Annotated in this window: 15 protein-coding genes and 2 tRNA genes; 10 read left to right on the top strand and 7 right to left on the bottom strand. The window is 45.6% G+C overall.

The window, feature by feature from the left end; translation table 11 throughout:
* Positions 1–12: 12 nt before the first annotated feature.
* Complete coding sequence (locus tag OCV81_RS11430) at positions 13–825, bottom strand: MBL fold metallo-hydrolase (protein WP_148330115.1); 813 nt, start codon at positions 823–825, stop codon at positions 13–15.
* 390 nt (positions 826–1,215) lie between these two features.
* On the opposite strand from OCV81_RS11430, the gene OCV81_RS11425 reads away from it, so the two are divergent.
* The 4 genes from OCV81_RS11425 (at position 1,216) to xylE (ending at position 6,380) form a co-directional block, all read left to right on the top strand.
* On the top strand, positions 1,216–1,944 hold the full coding sequence (locus OCV81_RS11425; RefSeq protein WP_148330114.1) for an NUDIX hydrolase: 729 nt from the start codon (positions 1,216–1,218) through the stop codon (positions 1,942–1,944).
* Between the two features lie 18 nt (positions 1,945–1,962).
* Positions 1,963–3,462, top strand: a complete 1,500-nt coding sequence (locus OCV81_RS11420) for a xylulokinase (RefSeq protein ID WP_148330113.1) — start codon at positions 1,963–1,965, stop codon at positions 3,460–3,462.
* Positions 3,463–3,480: 18 nt separating this feature from the next.
* Complete coding sequence (gene xylA / locus OCV81_RS11415; RefSeq protein ID WP_148330112.1) at positions 3,481–4,797, top strand: xylose isomerase; 1,317 nt, start codon at positions 3,481–3,483, stop codon at positions 4,795–4,797.
* 101 nt (positions 4,798–4,898) lie between these two features.
* Positions 4,899–6,380: a D-xylose transporter XylE gene (xylE, locus tag OCV81_RS11410; RefSeq protein WP_148330111.1), complete on the top strand. Its 1,482-nt coding sequence runs from the start codon at positions 4,899–4,901 to the stop codon at positions 6,378–6,380.
* A gap of 55 nt (positions 6,381–6,435) precedes the next feature.
* Here the strand turns inward: xylE and OCV81_RS11405 are convergent.
* Positions 6,436–6,509 (bottom strand) — tRNA-Met (locus tag OCV81_RS11405).
* 55 nt (positions 6,510–6,564) lie between these two features.
* Positions 6,565–6,638: transfer RNA gene (locus tag OCV81_RS11400), tRNA-Met, on the bottom strand.
* Between the two features lie 271 nt (positions 6,639–6,909).
* On the opposite strand from OCV81_RS11400, the gene OCV81_RS11395 reads away from it, so the two are divergent.
* The 5 genes from OCV81_RS11395 to OCV81_RS11375 all read left to right on the top strand — a co-directional run bounded on the left by OCV81_RS11395 (position 6,910) and on the right by OCV81_RS11375 (position 12,482).
* A complete protein-coding gene (locus tag OCV81_RS11395) occupies positions 6,910–7,293 on the top strand; it encodes an START-like domain-containing protein (protein WP_022352858.1) in 384 nt (127 codons plus the stop codon).
* 78 nt (positions 7,294–7,371) lie between these two features.
* Positions 7,372–9,264, top strand: coding sequence for an LptF/LptG family permease (locus OCV81_RS11390; RefSeq protein ID WP_148330110.1), 1,893 nt, complete (start codon positions 7,372–7,374; stop codon positions 9,262–9,264).
* A gap of 14 nt (positions 9,265–9,278) precedes the next feature.
* Positions 9,279–10,493, top strand: coding sequence for a bifunctional 3,4-dihydroxy-2-butanone-4-phosphate synthase/GTP cyclohydrolase II (locus OCV81_RS11385; RefSeq protein WP_148330109.1), 1,215 nt, complete (start codon positions 9,279–9,281; stop codon positions 10,491–10,493).
* A 9-nt stretch (positions 10,494–10,502) separates the two neighbouring features.
* A complete protein-coding gene (locus OCV81_RS11380; protein ID WP_148330108.1) occupies positions 10,503–11,204 on the top strand; it encodes a Bax inhibitor-1/YccA family protein in 702 nt (233 codons plus the stop codon).
* 84 nt (positions 11,205–11,288) lie between these two features.
* Positions 11,289–12,482 (top strand): pyridoxal phosphate-dependent aminotransferase, encoded by a 1,194-nt coding sequence (locus OCV81_RS11375; protein ID WP_148330107.1) that lies wholly within the window; start codon positions 11,289–11,291, stop codon positions 12,480–12,482.
* A gap of 298 nt (positions 12,483–12,780) precedes the next feature.
* On the opposite strand, the gene OCV81_RS11370 is transcribed toward OCV81_RS11375, so the two are convergent.
* The 4 genes from OCV81_RS11370 to OCV81_RS11355 form a co-directional block, all read right to left on the bottom strand.
* Positions 12,781–12,948: a DUF362 domain-containing protein gene (locus tag OCV81_RS11370; protein ID WP_007557742.1), complete on the bottom strand. Its 168-nt coding sequence runs from the start codon at positions 12,946–12,948 to the stop codon at positions 12,781–12,783.
* 121 nt (positions 12,949–13,069) lie between these two features.
* Entirely contained in the window at positions 13,070–16,039 is a 2,970-nt protein-coding gene (locus tag OCV81_RS11365; RefSeq protein WP_148330106.1) for a glycoside hydrolase family 3 N-terminal domain-containing protein, read from the bottom strand.
* Between the two features lie 12 nt (positions 16,040–16,051).
* Entirely contained in the window at positions 16,052–16,894 is an 843-nt protein-coding gene (locus OCV81_RS11360; RefSeq protein WP_022352864.1) for a bifunctional metallophosphatase/5'-nucleotidase, read from the bottom strand.
* A gap of 17 nt (positions 16,895–16,911) precedes the next feature.
* Positions 16,912–17,694, bottom strand: coding sequence for a 5'-nucleotidase C-terminal domain-containing protein (locus OCV81_RS11355; protein ID WP_262640336.1), 783 nt, complete (start codon positions 17,692–17,694; stop codon positions 16,912–16,914).
* A 227-nt stretch (positions 17,695–17,921) separates the two neighbouring features.
* Between OCV81_RS11355 and rplS the strand changes: the two genes are divergently transcribed.
* Positions 17,922–18,275 carry a 50S ribosomal protein L19 gene (gene rplS / locus OCV81_RS11350; protein WP_022352866.1) on the top strand — a complete coding sequence of 118 codons (354 nt, stop codon included), beginning with the start codon at positions 17,922–17,924 and terminating at the stop codon, positions 18,273–18,275.
* The last annotated feature ends 130 nt before the right edge of the window (positions 18,276–18,405 follow it).

The following is an 18,405-nucleotide window of genomic DNA, read 5'->3' as shown; positions in this document are numbered from 1 at the left end:
TCTCTTACTGCCCTATAATATAATCTCCTCTAAATCATCCGGCACATATACCTTCCCGCTAAACTGTGAAGCAGCTTCTGCCGTATAACGTTCTTTTCGAGTAGCAAGCGTTTTATCCTCCGTATGATACAACAGCTGTTTTTTCACACCCAGTTGGGCTGCCAGCCGTCCGGCATCAAGTGCCGTGCTGTGATGTTTCTCGTAAGGCTTAAAACGCTCCCGGTCTTCATACAAACAGAAGGCCTCACACAACAACCAGTCGGCTTCTTCGACATAATGCCGGTTACATTCATTGTAGGGTTCGTCGCCCAGACAGACCAGCGACTGTCCGTCGGGCAAACAAGTACGAAAACCAAACTGCTTTTCTTTTGTAGAAGCAATATCAAAGCATTCTACCTCCAGACCAATGGCCTGAAATTTTCCTCCATTCTCTACTTCACACAACAGAATGTCCTCTCCCAAGCGGACTACAATCTTTTTCGGTAAAGTCATCCGACAAATCCAGTCGAGCACCTTCACCACCTTGTCATGGCCGTACACACGTAATTTTCCTTCGTACTCTCCTTTCTGCATGGCCTGTGCCACCACACGAATCATCCAAATCACTCCTAAAATATGATCGGTATGGGCATGCGTTACAAAAATCTCATGAATCCCATTCAAAGGTATATGGGCTTTCTGAAGCTGCTGCAAGATACCGTTGCCTCCTCCCGCATCCACCAGAAAAAAATTTTCTCCTCGACAAAGTGCGAAACACGTATTGTAACAGTTCACTACGGCAGCATTTCCCGTACCCAACATGATTAATTTCATTGAATTCTCCATAATTATTTCCTCTAAAAAACAATGCAAAGGTACATTTTTTCTCTTTTAGATTTTTAACACATAAAGAAAATTACCATTATCCCCCACTATTTCCCCGACAGCAACCCTATAAAATTCCTCAGGCGTAAAATACAATAAGTGACCTATCCTCGTTGCTTCATTCACACGACTTAAATCCTTGAATATTCGTTACTTCAATTCTACCATGATTTAAAAAAAATCCAAAAGGAAAATCACCCCGAATACATATTGTATGAGATACAAAAACAACAAATCATGATATTGTACGAAAGAAGATATTTATTCCATTGAACAATAAGCTTTTACAATTAGGATTTTCCTATTGCATAATTCAATTAAAAAGACGTTCTTTGCAAAGTAGACAGAAAAATGCTTATGGAATACACAAGACAATTGGCCAACAACCACATCTCAGTAGATTGCGTAGTCATCGGATTCGACGGAGAGAAATTAAAAGTGCTACTCGTCAAACGTATGGGAGAAGAAAGTGGAGAAGTTTTCCACGACATGAAGCTCCCAGGAAGCCTTATCTATATGGATGAAGACTTGGACGATGCGGCCAAACGGGTACTTCAGGATTTGACTGGCCTAAAAAATGTAGATCTGATGCAATTCAAGGCTTTCGGTTCTAAAGACCGTACCAAGAACCCGAAAGATGTACATTGGCTGGAAAGAGCGGAAAAAGCCAAGGTAGAACGAATTGTCACTATAGCCTATCTTGCTTTAGTAAAAATAGACAAGGCATTAAATAAAAATTTGAATGAATACAAAGCTGAATGGGTAGCGCTCGAAGAAGTAAAAGATCTGGCGTTTGACCATAACCTGATAATCGCAGAAGCCATGAGGCTCATCCGTCAGCACATAGAATTCAATCCATCGTGCATTTTTGAGCTGCTGCCAAGAAAATTCACAGCCTTGCAATTACGTATGCTCTACGAAGTGGTATACGGAAAACAACTGGATGTGCGAAACTTCCACAAAAAGATTTCCATGATGGAATACATCGTACCTTTGGAGGAATATGAACAAGGAGTATCTCATCGTGCCGCACGGTATTACCGCTTTGACCGGAAAATCTACAACAAGACAAGAAGATAATCAAAAAACAATATAAACATGTATTTATTAGGTTATGACATAGGAAGCTCGTCGGTCAAGGCGAGTCTGGTCAACGTAGAAACTGGAAAATGTGCAGCATCCGCCTTTTTCCCGAAGACAGAAGCACCCATCCTCGCCGTGAAACAAGGATGGGCTGAACAAGACCCACAAAGCTGGTGGGAAAATCTGAAACTGTCCACACAGGCTGTACTGTCCACTTCAGGAGCCAAACCAGAAGAAATCAAAGCCATCGGTATTTCTTACCAGATGCATGGACTGGTTTGTGTGGACAAGAACCAACAAGTGCTCCGCCCTTCTATCATCTGGTGTGACTCCAGAGCTGTACCTTACGGACAGAAAGCCTTTCAAGAGTTAGGAGAAGCACAGTGCCTTTCTCACCTGCTCAACTCACCGGGTAATTTCACGGCCTCCAAACTGGCATGGGTCAAAGAAAACGAACCTGACATATATGCAAAAATCTATAAAGTAATGCTTCCGGGCGACTACATCGCCATGCGCCTGACCGGAGAAATTTGTACCACTGTCTCTGGATTGTCGGAAGGAATGTTCTGGGATTTTAAAGAAAACAAGGTAGCCGATTTCTTGCTGAATTATTACGGTATTGATGCTTCCCTTTTGGCCGATATCCGCCCGACCTTCTCCGAACAAGGAAAACTGACCGAAAAGGTAGCAGCTGAACTGGGACTGAAAGCAGGCACTCCCGTAACCTACCGTGCGGGAGACCAGCCTAACAACGCCCTGTCACTGAACGTGTTCAACCCGGGAGAGATAGCTTCTACCGCGGGCACATCCGGAGTGGTATATGGTGTGAACGGCAGCGTAAACTACGACCCACAATCACGTGTCAATACCTTTGCACACGTCAATCACACCGCTTCACAAACCCGTTTGGGCGTCCTGCTCTGCATCAACGGCACAGGCATCCTGAACTCTTGGATGAAGCGTACGCTCGCTTCCGACCTGAACTATGCAGAAATGAACGAAGTGGCTGCACAAGCTCCTATTGGTGCAGACGGTATCAGTATCCTTCCGTTTGGAAACGGTGCAGAACGCATGTTGCAGAATCAGGAAACAGGCTGTTCCATCCAAGGTATCAACTTCAACCTGCACAACCGCAGTCACCTGCTGCGTGCCGCACAAGAAGGAATTGTGTTCTCCTTCCGTTATGGCATCGATATCATGAAAGGCATGGGCATGGATGTGAAAAAGATTCACGCAGGACATGCGAATATGTTCCTGAGCCCGCTCTTCCGTGACACCCTGGCCGGAGTAACCGGAGCCACCATTGAACTGTATGACACAGACGGTTCCGTAGGAGCAGCCAAAGGAGCAGGTATGGGAGCAGGCATCTACCGCGACCACGTAGAGGCTTTTGCTACTCTCGACAAACTGGCCGTCATCGAGCCGAAAGCATCCGATGAAGCAGCCTACGCCGACGCATACGCACGTTGGAAAGAATGTCTCGAAAAATCAACAAAAAATAAAATCATCCATTAACTTTTAAACGAAAATATTATGGCAACAAAAGAGTACTTTCCGGGTATCGGAAAAATCAAATTTGAAGGTGTAGAAAGCAAAAACCCGATGGCTTTCCGTTATTATGATGCAAACAAAATCATCATGGGCAAACCAATGAAAGAATGGTTGAAGTTTGCTATGGCTTGGTGGCATACCTTGTGTGCTGAAGGCGGCGACCAATTTGGTGGCGGTACAAAAACCTTCCCTTGGAAAGGAAATCCTGACAAAGTACAGGCTGCAAAAGACAAGGCTGATGCAGGTTTTGAATTCATGCAGAAAATCGGTATCGAATACTACTGCTTCCACGATGTAGACTTGTGCGACGAAGCTGCTACCATCGAAGAATACGAAGCAAACCTGAAAGAAGTCGTTGCTTATCTCAAGAAAAAACAGGAAGAAACAGGTATCAAACTGTTGTGGGGTACTGCCAACGTATTCGGTCACGCACGTTACATGAACGGTGCAGCTACCAATCCTGATTTCGACGTAGTAGCCCGTGCCGCCGTACAGATTAAAAATGCCATCGATGCAACCATCGAACTGGGTGGTACAAACTATGTATTCTGGGGTGGACGTGAAGGTTACATGTCACTGCTGAACACCGACCAGAAACGTGAAAAGGAACACCTGGCACAGATGCTGAAAATGGCTCGTGACTACGCCCGTGCCAAAGGCTTCAAAGGAACTTTCCTGGTTGAACCCAAACCGATGGAACCGACTAAACACCAGTATGATGTAGATACAGAAACCGTAATCGGCTTCTTGAGAGCACACGGATTGGACAAAGACTTCAAAGTAAACATTGAAGTAAACCACGCCACACTGGCCGGTCATACCTTTGAACACGAACTGGCTGTTGCTGTCGACAACGGCATGCTGGGTTCTATCGACGCCAACCGCGGTGACTATCAAAACGGATGGGATACCGACCAGTTCCCTATCGACAATTATGAACTGATTCAGGCCATGATGCAGATTATCCGTGGCGGTGGTCTGGGCAACGGCGGTACCAACTTCGATGCCAAGACACGCCGTAACTCTACCGACCTGGAAGACATCTTCATCGCACACATCGCCGGAATGGATGCCATGGCCCGTGCATTGGAAAATGCAGCCCGTCTGCTCGAAGAATCTCCTTACAAGAAAATGTTTGCTGAACGTTACGCTTCATTTGACAGCGGAAAAGGAAAAGACTTTGAAAAAGGCAAGCTGACTCTGGAAGATGTTGTAGCATACGCAAAGACCGCAGGCGAACCGAAACAGACCAGCGGAAAACAAGAATTGTACGAAGCTATTGTAAACATGTATTGCTAATGAGCTAAAAATTTAGCGCTCAACCGGCATGCCCGTCGGTGAAGTTTATCTTCCCCCCGACTGGGTATGCCGGTTTTGTTTTCCCTAAAAACTTATTCATTATGAATTACACAGAAAAAGGAAGCAGAGCCTATCTGTTTTCCATCGTACTTGTAGCCGTTCTCGGAGGGCTACTGTTCGGTTATGATACGGCTGTCATTTCTGGAGCAGAAAAAGGCCTCCAGGCTTTCTTCATTAGAGCAGACGATTTCATCTATACCGATACCTGGCACGGAATCACTTCCTCAAGTGCTCTATTGGGCTGTATTCTCGGCAGTGCGCTTTCCGGCTATTTTGCATCCCGTTTTGGAAGAAAGCTGTCTTTGCTGGCTGCGGGAGTGATGTTTTTCCTGTCCGCCTTGGGCTCATACTATCCGGAATTTCTTATATTTCCCTACGGAGACCCTTCCTACTCTTTGTTGGTAGCATTCAACTTTTATCGTGTAGTTGGAGGAATAGGTGTAGGATTGGCTTCGGCCATCTGCCCGATGTATATTGCCGAAATTGCGCCAAGTAACATCCGAGGAACATTAGTTTCCTGGAACCAGTTTGCCATCATCTTCGGCCAGCTGGTAGTCTATTTCGTCAACTTCCTCATCTTAGGCGACCATCTGAACCCGGTAGTCGAAATCGTAGACGGCGTGAACCGCATCATGAATCCAGAGGCTGCAGCCTGGAGTATTGAAACCGGATGGCGTCTGATGTTTGTCAGTGAAGCCGTACCTGCCGGTTTATTCACTCTTCTGGTATTATTCGTACCCGAGACTCCTCGCTACCTGGCCATGACCGGACGAGATGAAAGAGCCCTGTTCGTACTAAGCCGCATCAACGGACTGACACAAGCCAAAGCGATTCTCAATGACATCAAAGCCACAGCGAATGAAAAAACTGAAAAACTTTTCACTTACGGCTGGATGGTCATCTTCATCGGCATCATGCTGAGCGTATTCCAACAAGCAGTAGGCATCAACGCCGTACTCTATTTCGCTCCGCGTATTTTCGAAAGTATGGGCATGGGTAACCCAATGGTACAAACTGTATTCATGGGAATTATCAACATCCTGTTCACACTGTTAGCCGTCTTTACGGTAGAAAAATGGGGACGCAAGCCACTACTGATTTATGGTTCCATCGGCATGGCAGCAGGTGCCTTCGGAGTGGCTCTCAGCAACGCGGTTACAGGACTATCCCCCATGATACCAGTTATCAGCATCATGGTCTACAGTGCCTCGTTTATGTTCAGCTGGGGACCTATCTGCTGGGTACTTATTGCTGAAATCTTCCCCAATACCATTCGTGGAGCTGCCGTAGCCATCGCCGTAGCCTTCCAATGGATATTCAACTTCATTGTCTCCTCCACCTTCCTGCCCATGTATAACATGAGTGCCGGAGAGATGGGAGATAAATTCGGCCACATGTTCGTATATGGACTCTACGGAGCAATCTGTATCCTTGCTGCCCTCTTTGTATGGCGGCTGGTTCCAGAGACTAAGGGCAAAACACTGGAAGACATGACACGTTTATGGAAAGAAAAACAGAAATAAACGCCTATATGCACAAAAAAAAGACATTCAGTTAATTTCTGAATGTCTTTTTTTGTAGCGGGACCCGGGATTGAACCGGGGACCTCATGATTATGAATCATGCGCTCTAACCAGCTGAGCTATCCCGCCATTCATTAAAAAACCGCCAGGCGTGGAAGCCACCCAACGGCTAAATCATTCTTCGTAGCGGGACCCGGGATTGAACCGGGGACCTCATGATTATGAATCATGCGCTCTAACCAGCTGAGCTATCCCGCCATCATTTCGTGATTGCGGGTGCAAAGATAGAGCAAGTTTTTGAATTGCGCAAATTTATCGTCTCTTTTTTATGTTTTTTCCCGCAAAAACTCAAAATAAGAAAGGTTACACATCCAAGATAACAAACTATACACTTCTTCTCCTGCTACCTGAATGACCTAAATCAAAGCAAAGCCACAAAAAAAATCCTCCAATCATTATGGAGTGAACAAAAAAATACTTTAATTTGCCGCCGTTGCTGAAAAATACAAATAAAAACACTAGAAACGTCATGAAAAGAAAAACACAAATTGAATATCCACTAAACCCATCTTCGAGTATCATTATATGGAATGCCATCAGTACAACTGCCGGTCTGCAACGCTGGTTTGCCGATCAGGTCACCAAAGATGGCAAAACTTATACGTTCCGCTGGGGAAAAACTGAAACCCGCCAGGCCATTGTGGTCAACAGCCGACCAGAATTTTTCATCCGCTTTCACTGGCTGGACGACGAAGAATCCAAAAGCTATTTTGAAATGAAAATACACTATAATGAACTGACTACCGACCATAGCCTGGAAATCACAGACTTTGTGGAACCGGGTGAAGAAGATGACACACGCAGCCTCTGGGACTCGCAAATTGAAACTCTAAAAAGAGTTTTCGGGGTATAAATCTATAAAATATACAAAACTTTACTTTGCTGTCCGTTTTTTGTGCTACTTTTGCATGCTGATAATATAGGAAACGGAATGCTACGCATAAAAAAACTTGATATATTCGTCTTAAAGAGTTTTCTACTGCTCTTTTCGGGGACATTCTTTATCTGCCTCTTCATCTTCATGATGCAGTTTTTATGGAGATATGTCGACGAACTGGTAGGAAAGGGGCTGGAAATGAGTGTCCTTGCCCAGTTCTTCTTTCTATCGGCACTGACGCTGATTCCGTTGTCCCTTCCATTGGCTATTCTTCTGGCTGCCCTGATGACTTTCGGAAACTTTGGAGAACGATATGAACTGTTGTCCATGAAGGCAGCAGGTATTCCCTTGTTGCGCATTATTCGCCCAGTAGTACTTTTCTGTACCTTTCTAGGGGTCATGTCCTTTTTTTTTCAGAATGTAATCGGGCCTAAAGCACAAAAGGAACTTTGGACGCTGCTTGTTTCCATGAAGCAGAAATCACCGGAAGTAGATATCCCTGAAGGAGTGTTCTACAGCGACATCGAAGGATATAATATCTATGTCAAGAAAAAAGACCGGGATACAGGTATTCTGCAAGATGTACTTATCTATAATTTCTCTGATGGATTCGAAAATGCCCATATCATCTGGGCTGCAGAAGGTAAACTGGAACTGACTGCCGACAAAAAACATTTGTATCTGCATCTGTACAATGGTGAACAGTTCGAGAACCTGAAATCGCAGTCGGTCATTTCGCGCAATGTACCCTACCGTCGAGAAACATTCAAGGAAAAACATACCTTGATTGCTTTTGATACCAATTTTGAAATGGTAGACGGAAACTTCCTGAACCAGCGTTCAGACATTAAAAACATGCGTGAAATTTCATTGGCTATCGACTCGTTGAACATGTACGCCGACAGCGTAGGACAGGCCATGTATTCAGATGCCATGAAAACAACTTATCGGAAACCGATACTCTCAAAAAATGATTCCACAAAAATCAAGCAAGAGCATCTGACCATCATCAATACAGACAGCATTCTCAACAGTATGACGTCTGCCCAACGCCTAAAAGCGCTCAATACAACAGAAATGCGCCTTTCTTCTCTTATTTCGGACTGGAGCATGAAAAGTTATATGACAAGGGATGCAGACAATAACATCCGCCGCCATCAGTCGGACTGGCATAAAAAAATTACCTTGTCACTGGCTTGTATCATCTTCTTCTTTATCGGTGCCCCACTGGGTGCCATCATCCGAAAAGGAGGACTGGGTATGCCGGTCGTAATCTCTGTATTGATTTTCGTGCTCTACTACATCATCGACTCCGGAGCTACCCGTGTGGCCAAAAGTGGAGAAATGAACATCGTACTGGGAACATGGATGAGTACAATCATCCTGGCTCCACTGGGTGGATTCCTGACCTACAAATCCAACAAAGATTCTGTGGTATTCAATATTGATGTATATGCAGCCTTCTTCCGGAAGATACTGGGCATCAGAGTTTCACGTCATATATTCAAAAAAGAAGTCATTATCCATACACCAGACTATAATAGAATCAGCCACGATTTGGACACACTCTGCCAAGAATGTGAAGCTTACGAAAAGACTCACAAACTGCTGGGGCCACCAAACTATTATCAGATATTTACCAACAACAAGCACGACGATGCCATCAAAGAAATCAGCCAACAAATGGAAGGCCTGATTGAAGAACTGTCCAATACAAAAGACAGCGTATTGCTGAACTTATTGAACAATTATCCGTTCTTATCGATAAAGGCTCACAAGAGCGTATCGGACAACCGCTGGCTCAACCTCCTGATTGGCATCATTGTTCCTGCCGGAATACTTATTTGGCTGAATATCTGGCGTTACCGTGTGCGTCTGGACAAAGATTTAAAAACCATTGTCAAAACCAACCGTGACATACAAGAAAGAATCAAGAAATCATTCTAAACTATCATATCATTATGGAGAAAATCAAACTGAATACAATTGAAGAGGCAATCGAAGATTTCCGCAAAGGAGAATTCGTCATCATCGTAGACGACGAAGACCGCGAAAATGAAGGCGACCTGGTAGTGGCTGCAGAACTGATTACCCCGGAAAAAGTAAATTTCATGCTGAAACATGCAAGAGGTGTACTTTGCGCCCCTATCACTATATCTCGCTGCGAGGAACTGGACTTGCCCCATCAAGTGTCTAACAACACTTCCGTACTGGGTACTCCGTTTACTGTGACCATCGACAAGCTGGAAGGATGTACTACCGGTGTATCGGCAGCCGACCGTGCGGCTACCATCCGCGCACTGGCCGATCCTACTTCCAAACCGGAAACTTTCGGACGTCCGGGACACGTGAACCCGCTGTATGCACAAGACAAAGGTGTGCTCCGCCGTGCCGGACATACGGAAGCTTGTGTAGATATGGCCCGCTTGTCCGGACTCTATCCTGCCGCAGCCCTGATGGAAGTGATGAACGAAGACGGAACAATGGCCCGTCTGCCGGAATTGAAGAAGATGGCCGATGAATACGGCTTCAAACTGATTTCCATTGCCGACCTCATTGCTTACCGCCTGAAACAGGAGTCACTGGTAGAAAGAGGAGTGGAAGTAGACATGCCAACCGAATACGGCCACTTCCGTCTGATTCCTTTCCGCCAAAAGAGTAACGGACTGGAACATGTGGCCCTGATCAAAGGCACTTTCGCTGAAGATGAACCGGTGCTGGTACGTGTACACTCTTCCTGCGCCACGGGCGACATCTTCGGCTCCATGCGCTGCGACTGCGGAGAACAGTTGCACAAGGCCATGCAGCAAATCGAGAAAGAAGGAAAGGGAGCCATTATCTACCTGAACCAGGAAGGGCGCGGCATCGGCCTCATGGAAAAAATGAAAGCCTACAAGCTGCAGGAAGAAGGCATGGACACGGTAGACGCCAACCTTTGCCTGGGACATCAGGCCGACGAACGTGACTACGGAGTAGGCGCACAGATTCTTCGCGAAATCGGTATCCACAAGATGCGTCTGCTCACCAACAACCCGGTCAAGCGCGTGGGACTGGAAGCTTACGGACTGGAAATCGTAGAAAACGTGCCCATCGAAGTGACTCCCAACAAATACAACGAGCGCTACCTGCGTACCAAAAAAGACAGAATGGGACATACCTTACATTTCAACAAATAATCAAGACGTATGGAAACAAACAATTTAGTAAAAAGTTATGCCAGCAAGGCTGCGCAGACCGCTTTGTTTCGCAGTGTATACATTTGGATGACGCTGGCATTGGTCATTACGGGCTTTGTAGCCATGTATGTGGCCAAATCGTACACCCTCATTGAGGCCATGATGCAGAATTCCATCTTGTTCTGGGGCTTACTGATTGCCGAAGTGGCCTTGGTGATGTATCTTTCTGCCCGCATACATAAAATCAGCTTCACCACGGCTACCCTCCTGTTCATCGCCTATTCAGTTCTGAACGGGGTCACGATGTCTGTGCTCTTTCTGATTTATACCCTCAGTTCCATTGCCACGACCTTCTTTGTGACAGCCGGAACATTCGGAGTAACGGCCTTATACGGTTATATCACCAAGAAAGACCTTACCCGCATCGGCAGTCTTTGCCTGATGGGAGTAATCGGACTGATTATCGCCTCACTGGTGAACATCTTCCTGCACAACACGATGATGGACATGATTATTTCCTACATCGGCGTGCTGCTCTTTGTGGGACTTACAGCCTATGATTCACAGAAAATCAAGCAACTCCTGTCGCACGACGACATTGAAGTCAACGAAACCACACAGAAGATAGCCCTGATGGGAGCCTTGACTTTGTATCTCGACTTCATCAACTTGTTCATTTATCTCCTCCGGATACTTGGAGACAGAAAATAAACCTTTTTCGAAGCTAATTTCTTTTATATGTGAAAGAAATTAGCTTCTTTTGCAAAGAATTTCCAACTTTAATAACACAATAACATGAACCAACTTTCAGATCGTTTGAACAGCCTGTCGCCTTCGGCTACACTGGCTATGTCACAGAAAAGTAGTGAACTTAAAGCTCAGGGGGTTGACGTCATCAACCTGAGTGTGGGAGAACCGGATTTCAACACTCCTGACCACATCAAAGAAGCGGCCAAAAAGGCCATTGACGAAAACTACTCTCGTTATTCACCCGTAGCCGGCTATCCGGCACTGCGCAACGCCATCGTGGCAAAACTGAAAAATGAAAACGGTCTGGAATACACCGCCGCTCAAATCAGCTGTGCAAACGGTGCCAAGCAGTCTGTCTGCAACACCATCCTGGCACTGGTCAACAAAGGTGACGAAGTGATTGTTCCGGCTCCTTTCTGGGTAAGCTATCCGGAAATGGTGAAACTGGCTGAAGGTACTCCGGTCATCGTACGCGCAGGTATCGAACAAGACTTCAAAATCACTCCGGCCCAGTTGGAAGCTGCCATCACTCCCAAGACCCGTGCCCTGATTCTTTGCTCTCCGTCTAACCCGACAGGTTCTGTCTATTCAAAGGAAGAACTGAAAGGACTGGCAGAAGTCATCGCTAAACACGAACGTGTCATCGTCATTGCCGACGAAATCTACGAACATATCAACTACATCGGCAAACACCAAAGCATCGCTCAGTTTGCTGACATCAAAGACCGTGTAGTCATTGTCAACGGTGTATCAAAGGCATACGCTATGACGGGATGGCGTATCGGTTTCATCGCTGGTCCGGAATGGATTGTAAAAGGTGTGAACAAATTGCAGGGACAGTACACTTCAGGACCTTGCTCTGTATCACAGAAAGCCGCTGAAGCTGCTTACACAGGCACACAGGCTCCGGTAGAAGAAATGCGCAAGGCATTCGAACGCCGCCGCGACCTGATTGTGAAACTGGCAAAAGAAATCCCGGGATTCGAAGTGAACGTACCGCAGGGAGCCTTCTACCTATTCCCGAAATGTGATTCTTTCTTCGGAAAGAAAGACGGCGACCGCGTAATCAACAATGCCGATGACTTGGCTATGTACCTGCTGGAAGTAGGCCACGTGGCTTGCGTAGGCGGTACTTCTTTCGGAGCGCCTGAATGCATCCGTATGAGCTACGCCACTTCCGACGAAAACATCGTGGAATCTATGCGTCGCATCAAGGAAACTTTGGCCCGCCTGAAATAACATCGTCAGAATAATATGACAAAACAGCTCTGGGGAAAGATTTCCAGAGCTGTTTTTTTATGCCCTCCAAAACGCCTAAGCGTTTCAAGTAAAACGCTTTGACATTTGAAAGGAAACGCTTCGACGTTTGATCTAAAACGCTTTGACGTTTTGAATCAAACGTCGAAGCGTTTTACCCCGAACGCCCTTACGTTTTTTCACAGGTATCAAAAGTCTTCAAATGTCTTCTCAAAACCACAAAAAAAAATAAGGGAACCCGAAAAGAGTTCCCTTATTGTGTGTCATACAGACGATGCGATTATCCCAGGTGAATTGCTTCAGAAGGACAAACGTCAGCACAAGTTCCACATTCTGTGCAAGCGTCCGGATTGATTGAATATTTATCACCTTCTGAGATTGCTCCTACCGGGCATTCATCGATACAAGTACCGCAAGCGATACAATCGTCACTAATTACGTAAGCCATTGTTGTAAAAAAGTTAAGTTATTATTAGTCCTAATTTGATAGTGCAAAGTTAATCTTTTTCCAATCAGTTGTCACATCCAGTTTGCATTTTCTAGCCAATTTATATCCCGTCTAAATAACATCAACGCATTAAAGACTGGTACATTGCCTGTTGTATCCGTGTCCGGATATTATAGCGAACCAAATTGTTCGGTCCAAGTGCAGAAGGATACGTACGATTGCTCAAGAACACAAAAACCAATTCATGCTCCGGGTCCACCCAGACACAAGTACCCGTATATCCAGTATGTCCAAACACAGAAGCCGGAGCTTCAGGCGTACAAGGACTATTCTCCGGATGGTCCACATCGGGCTTGTCAAATCCCAGTCCCCGACGGCTGCTGCGGGATTTCAGAGTCATGAACAGTTCGCAAGTTGCCCGGCTCAAATACCTCCGGTCTCCACAGACTCCTTTATCCAACCACATCTGCGCAATTTTTGCCACATCGTGCGCTGTAGCAAACAAACCGGCATTTCCGGAAACCCCTCCCATGAAAGCTGCTGCCTCATCCTGCACAAAGCCTTGCAGCAGCCCCCCACGGAGATAATCCTCCTTTACTGAAGGGACAATCTCTTCCTTCGCAAACTTACGCAAAGGACGGAAAGCCGTATGTCTTAATCCCATCGGAGTATAAAATACACTGTCAAGATATAAATCCATCGGCATACCTGTTATTTTCTCTACCATCTCTTTGAGAAGCATGAAATTCAGGCAACTGTAGCGATAGGATTTTCCCTTCAGGGGAGCTTTCACAATCTGTTCCATGACGTGCTGGCTAAACTCCGGTTTCAAGAACAGGCTATCGGCCACCTGAAGCGAATATTCAGCCGACGGAGTATGTGATACCCACTCCGGATTATAACGAAAATCATTGCAAGCATACACATTCTCAGCCAATTTCAAAGTGTGATTCTTATCGGGCTTCTTCCGGAACAATTCTCCCTTGCACGACTTCATGTCGACAGCTTCTTCATAAAAAGGCAGATAAGCAGGAAGTCCAGACTCATGAAACAGCAAGTCTTGCACCGTAATACGCGATTTATCCGTCTTCTTTAAAACAGGCAAATAATCAGATACCCTATCGGTAAGTCCGAATTTACCTTCATCATACAACTTCATAACTGCCAGCAGAGTAGCTGTCACTTTCGTCAGTGAAGCCAAGTCATACAAACTGTTTTCCTTGACCGGATTCTTTCCTTCATACGTATAATATCCAAAACATTTGTTATACACGGGCAATCCTTCCCTCAGAACCATCACATGGCAACCTGGATAGGCTCCCAGCCGGATACCTTCCTCAGCAATGCTGTCAATATGTGCCAAAATGGAAGCATCCATTCCCAAATCTGCCGGACAATATTTTCGGGGAGCATCCGGATCGATTGTAATCCCACTGCCTGCCTTGAACATTCCAGCCAGTGGAATGGAAAGACGTCCGTTGGCACAAGCATTACCTAAAAACAGGTCGGCCACCTCACGCTGAAGGTAAGCCTCATCGGAATGAGCCAGAACAACCGTCGACGCATGACGGACCGCTTCTGGAATCTTCTCCAGCACCTTCATATCTTCAAAACATACTAGAGCCAACGGCTTGTCGGCAGCCAGATTTTCCAATAAAGAAGCATAGGGTTCTACCTCTTGCGAATGCAAGGCCACCAAAATCCGCTGCGCCGGACGCAAACGGGTAGCAATCACCTCCAGCGAATCGGCATCGGCATGTATCCAGCTGAGTGGAAAGCCCTGATGCAACTGATTATAAAATGGATAAGCTTCCGAAAGAGAAGAAGATACACTCAACAAGACAGTACCCGACACTGACAAATCGAGCGGGAGCAAGGCGGAAGAATCTTTTAAAACCGTTACTGCAGCCTTAGCCAATTCTTGCTGAAGTTCTGATAACTCCGGCGTCTGCAATTTTTCTTCAATGCCATCTTCTGCCACATCATGCCAGTCTGAAAGTCCCAGTGCATACTTAAAAGTCAACACCTTCCGACATTTCCTGTCAATTTCTTCCTTTGACAATGTTCCTTTTTTTAGAGCTGTCATCACTCCATCAATCTCTTTCTTCAAATTACGAGGAGCCAGCAGCATATCATTCCCAGCCATCAATGCAAGTGCACAGACATCGTCATGTCCTGCAATTCCTTTCATTTCCAACGCATCGGTCACCACCAACCCCTGAAAACGTAATTCCTCTATCAGAGTATGCATGATGACTTGCTGAGAAATAGACGCAGGTTCCTCTCCCAGCACCGGTGCATGAAGGTGCCCCACCATTACCCCTCCGATGCCAGCCTCTATAGCCTTACGAAAAGGATAAAGTTCGATACTATCCAAACGAGAACGGTCGAAACTCAATTCCGGCAAAGCCTTGTGCGAGTCGATTTCCGTATCTCCATGCCCGGGAAAATGTTTGCATACCGCCAGCACTCCCCCTTCTTCCAACCCTCTTGTATAGGATACCACCTTATCGGCCACCCGCTTTGGGTCACTACCGAACGAGCGAAAATTAATTACCGGGTTCTGAGGATTGTTGTCTACGTCTGCGACAGGGGCGAAATTCACCTGTACTCCTACTGTATGACACTGACGAGCCACTTCTTTTCCATAGGCATACAACAATGAATCATTCTGTATGCATCCTAGTACGCGATTGTAAGGGAACGAGGGGGTACCTTTCAACCGCATTCCCAGTCCCCACTCTCCATCGAAAGTCACCATCAGTGGTACAGAAGCATACGACTGGGCATAATTGGTCAGCTGTACCTGCTTCCGAGCCTCTCCACCGGTAAACAACAATCCACCCACAGCATAATCTTCAACTGCCTTACGCAACACATTTTTATTATACTGAGTAACGACCGGCTGAAGAGTATAGATAAACAACTGCCCGACCTTCTGTTTCAGGGTCATGCGTTCCATCTGCCTGTCTACCCATTTACGGCAAGCCGCAGTGTCCCGTATCCCGTTCAGGAGTGCAGGACCTTGCGCGGAAATCCCCGCTACGGCCAGCAAACACAGTACCACACTGCATAAAACTTGTCTCTTCATATTTTCTTCCTTTTAATTTTTCTGCATCTTAACCACCATCTTTCCGACGAAAGCTGCATGTTTCCCCATCTGCTGTACAGGCACTTCCACCCCGTCAAGATTCTTATAAAACTTGGGGCCGTCAAAGAAAGAATGAGAATGTCCTCCCAATACAATATCAATATTACGAGTATTTTCAACCAGTTCCACGTCAGAGTAGGGTTCTCCCTTCCAGCCCAGATGCGACAAACAAATCACCAAATCACAATGTTCCTGATTCTTCAACAAATCGGCCACACGCTGTCCTTCGGAAACCGGATCTTCAAACTTCACATTCCCATAATTAGCATGTGCCACAAGTCCGTCGAGTTCAGCACCCAGTCCAAAGACTCCGATACGGATACCGTTCCGCTCGATAATTGTATATTCTTTCACCAATCCTTCGAGTACTGTTCCGGTTACATCATAATTGGCACAAACTATCGGGAACTTCGCCATTTTGAACAAACGAGCCATGTTGTCCAGCCCAAAATCAAATTCATGATTGCCAATGGTGCCTGCATCATATCCCATTTCATTCATCATCTTGATTTCCACTTCTCCTTTGAACATATTATAATAAGGACTTCCTTGTGAAAAGTCACCCGAATCAAAAAGCAACAAATCCTTATGTTCTCTCCGTTGTTCCTTGACAAACGTTGCCCGACGTAACATACCCGCTTTCCCGGCCAACACTGAATCCGGGAAATAAGTCGCAAACGGTTCTATACGGCTATGCATATCGTTGGTGTGAAATATATACAATTCTTTTACCGACTGAGCCGCCACCACACCAGCCAACAGACACATCAGCCACAAGCAATATATTTTTTTCATATTTTTTCCCTTTCTATTCAATTGGATGCATTCACTTTTATTCTCCCTTCCACTTGTGAAGACACAAACTGTCCTTTCTGCTCACATTTCTTCACATAATCCAATAACAAACTTCTCAACAAGGCATCTTTCGGAAACAACTTCGACTGTGCATTCCGAAACGCTTCCATCTTATCGTTTCCTTCAGCCAGATAATCGATTGTCGCTACCGTATAAACTTTCTTTGCTTCCACCGGACGACCGTTTACCCTTGCCTCCAGCAAATGTCCTTGTTCATCAATCTGCAACGTAGCCCCGCTAAGTCCTTCACCGTGAACGGAAGCAATCTGCTTGAAAAGTTCTTCGAGCGTAGCACCATCCATGGTAAGCACACACAAGGCGTTTTCAAAAGGTGCAATTTCATATATTGTGCCAAACGTAATTTCCCCTTCGGGCATCGCATTCCGGATTCCTCCCATATTCATGACAGCTACATCCACCGGCTTGCCAACAGCCGTTTCTCCAGCCTGACGAAGCACATCGGCAATCAGGTTCGACAAAGGAGATTCAGGACGGAAAGCACTCATACTCATAGCCGAATGTCCGATAACAGGCGACATGATGCTATCCACCTTCTGCTGATACGGTCGCAATATATTGAATGCCTCCGCATCTGAGTGATTATCGTATTGACGGGTAATGGCCACACGTCCTCCTTCCACACCAACCAGCGAATAGCTGGAACTACAACTGCCCAACAGCCAACCAGCAAGCATACCGATGGCCATTCCTCTTACAATTTTAACTTTCAGGTAATTCATAAAATCATATTTATTTGAAGTCAAAAGTAGCGAAAAAAGAAAAACTCACAAAGGAATGGCAAATACGATACAATTCCGTTCTCATTTTTTAATAAAATAGCAGAGAAACATTTGGCTACCTCATGGAAAATCACTACTTTTGTCCCGCTTTCGCGCAATCGCTGTCAAAGAAGAGTTACTTGATATGTTGCGTTGTAACGATCAAACAATTTAATTTATTACAAAACATGGATTTAATTAAAATTGCAGAAGAAGCATTTGCTACTGGCAAACAGCATCCTTCATTCAAAGCTGGTGATACTATCACAGTAGCATACCGTATCGTTGAAGGTAGCAAGGAACGTGTACAGTTGTATCGCGGTGTTGTTATCAAAATTTCAGGTCACGGTGAAAAGAAACGTTTCACTGTTCGCAAGATGTCAGGAACAGTAGGAGTTGAACGTATCTTCCCGTTGGAATCTCCGGCTATCGACAGCATCACTGTCAACAAAGTGGGTAAAGTTCGCCGCGCTAAATTGTATTACCTGCGTGCACTTACCGGTAAGAAAGCCAGAATTCAGGAAAAACGTGCAAACGCGTAATTCAGTCTATTCCCTGAAAACAGACAAAATAAAAGAGGGTGTGTCAAAATGCATACCCTCTTTTTTTATGACAACGCCCCGACTTTCCCAAGCCGAGGCATTGTTATTACCTAAAGATTTTGTATCTTTA

The organism is Phocaeicola fibrisolvens, assembly GCF_025567125.1.
GTDB lineage: Bacteria > Bacteroidota > Bacteroidia > Bacteroidales > Bacteroidaceae > Phocaeicola > Phocaeicola fibrisolvens.
Note: the sequence above shows the minus strand (reverse complement) of the source record. Positions and strands in the feature narration are given on the sequence as shown.

Excerpts from the sequence above, each read along its gene's own strand:
- OCV81_RS11430 (WP_148330115.1), bottom strand. The coding sequence starts at position 825 with ATGGAGAATTCAATGAAATTAATCATGTTGGGTACGGGAAATGCTGCC.
- OCV81_RS11425 (WP_148330114.1), top strand. The coding sequence starts at position 1,216 with ATGCTTATGGAATACACAAGACAATTGGCCAACAACCACATCTCAGTA.
- OCV81_RS11420 (WP_148330113.1), top strand. The coding sequence starts at position 1,963 with ATGTATTTATTAGGTTATGACATAGGAAGCTCGTCGGTCAAGGCGAGT.
- xylA (WP_148330112.1), top strand. The coding sequence starts at position 3,481 with ATGGCAACAAAAGAGTACTTTCCGGGTATCGGAAAAATCAAATTTGAA.
- xylE (WP_148330111.1), top strand. The coding sequence starts at position 4,899 with ATGAATTACACAGAAAAAGGAAGCAGAGCCTATCTGTTTTCCATCGTA.
- OCV81_RS11395 (WP_022352858.1), top strand. The coding sequence starts at position 6,910 with ATGAAAAGAAAAACACAAATTGAATATCCACTAAACCCATCTTCGAGT.
- OCV81_RS11390 (WP_148330110.1), top strand. The coding sequence starts at position 7,372 with ATGCTACGCATAAAAAAACTTGATATATTCGTCTTAAAGAGTTTTCTA.
- OCV81_RS11385 (WP_148330109.1), top strand. The coding sequence starts at position 9,279 with ATGGAGAAAATCAAACTGAATACAATTGAAGAGGCAATCGAAGATTTC.
- OCV81_RS11380 (WP_148330108.1), top strand. The coding sequence starts at position 10,503 with ATGGAAACAAACAATTTAGTAAAAAGTTATGCCAGCAAGGCTGCGCAG.
- OCV81_RS11375 (WP_148330107.1), top strand. The coding sequence starts at position 11,289 with ATGAACCAACTTTCAGATCGTTTGAACAGCCTGTCGCCTTCGGCTACA.
- OCV81_RS11370 (WP_007557742.1), bottom strand. The coding sequence starts at position 12,948 with ATGGCTTACGTAATTAGTGACGATTGTATCGCTTGCGGTACTTGTATC.
- OCV81_RS11365 (WP_148330106.1), bottom strand. The coding sequence starts at position 16,039 with ATGAAGAGACAAGTTTTATGCAGTGTGGTACTGTGTTTGCTGGCCGTA.
- OCV81_RS11360 (WP_022352864.1), bottom strand. The coding sequence starts at position 16,894 with ATGAAAAAAATATATTGCTTGTGGCTGATGTGTCTGTTGGCTGGTGTG.
- OCV81_RS11355 (WP_262640336.1), bottom strand. The coding sequence starts at position 17,694 with ATGAATTACCTGAAAGTTAAAATTGTAAGAGGAATGGCCATCGGTATG.
- rplS (WP_022352866.1), top strand. The coding sequence starts at position 17,922 with ATGGATTTAATTAAAATTGCAGAAGAAGCATTTGCTACTGGCAAACAG.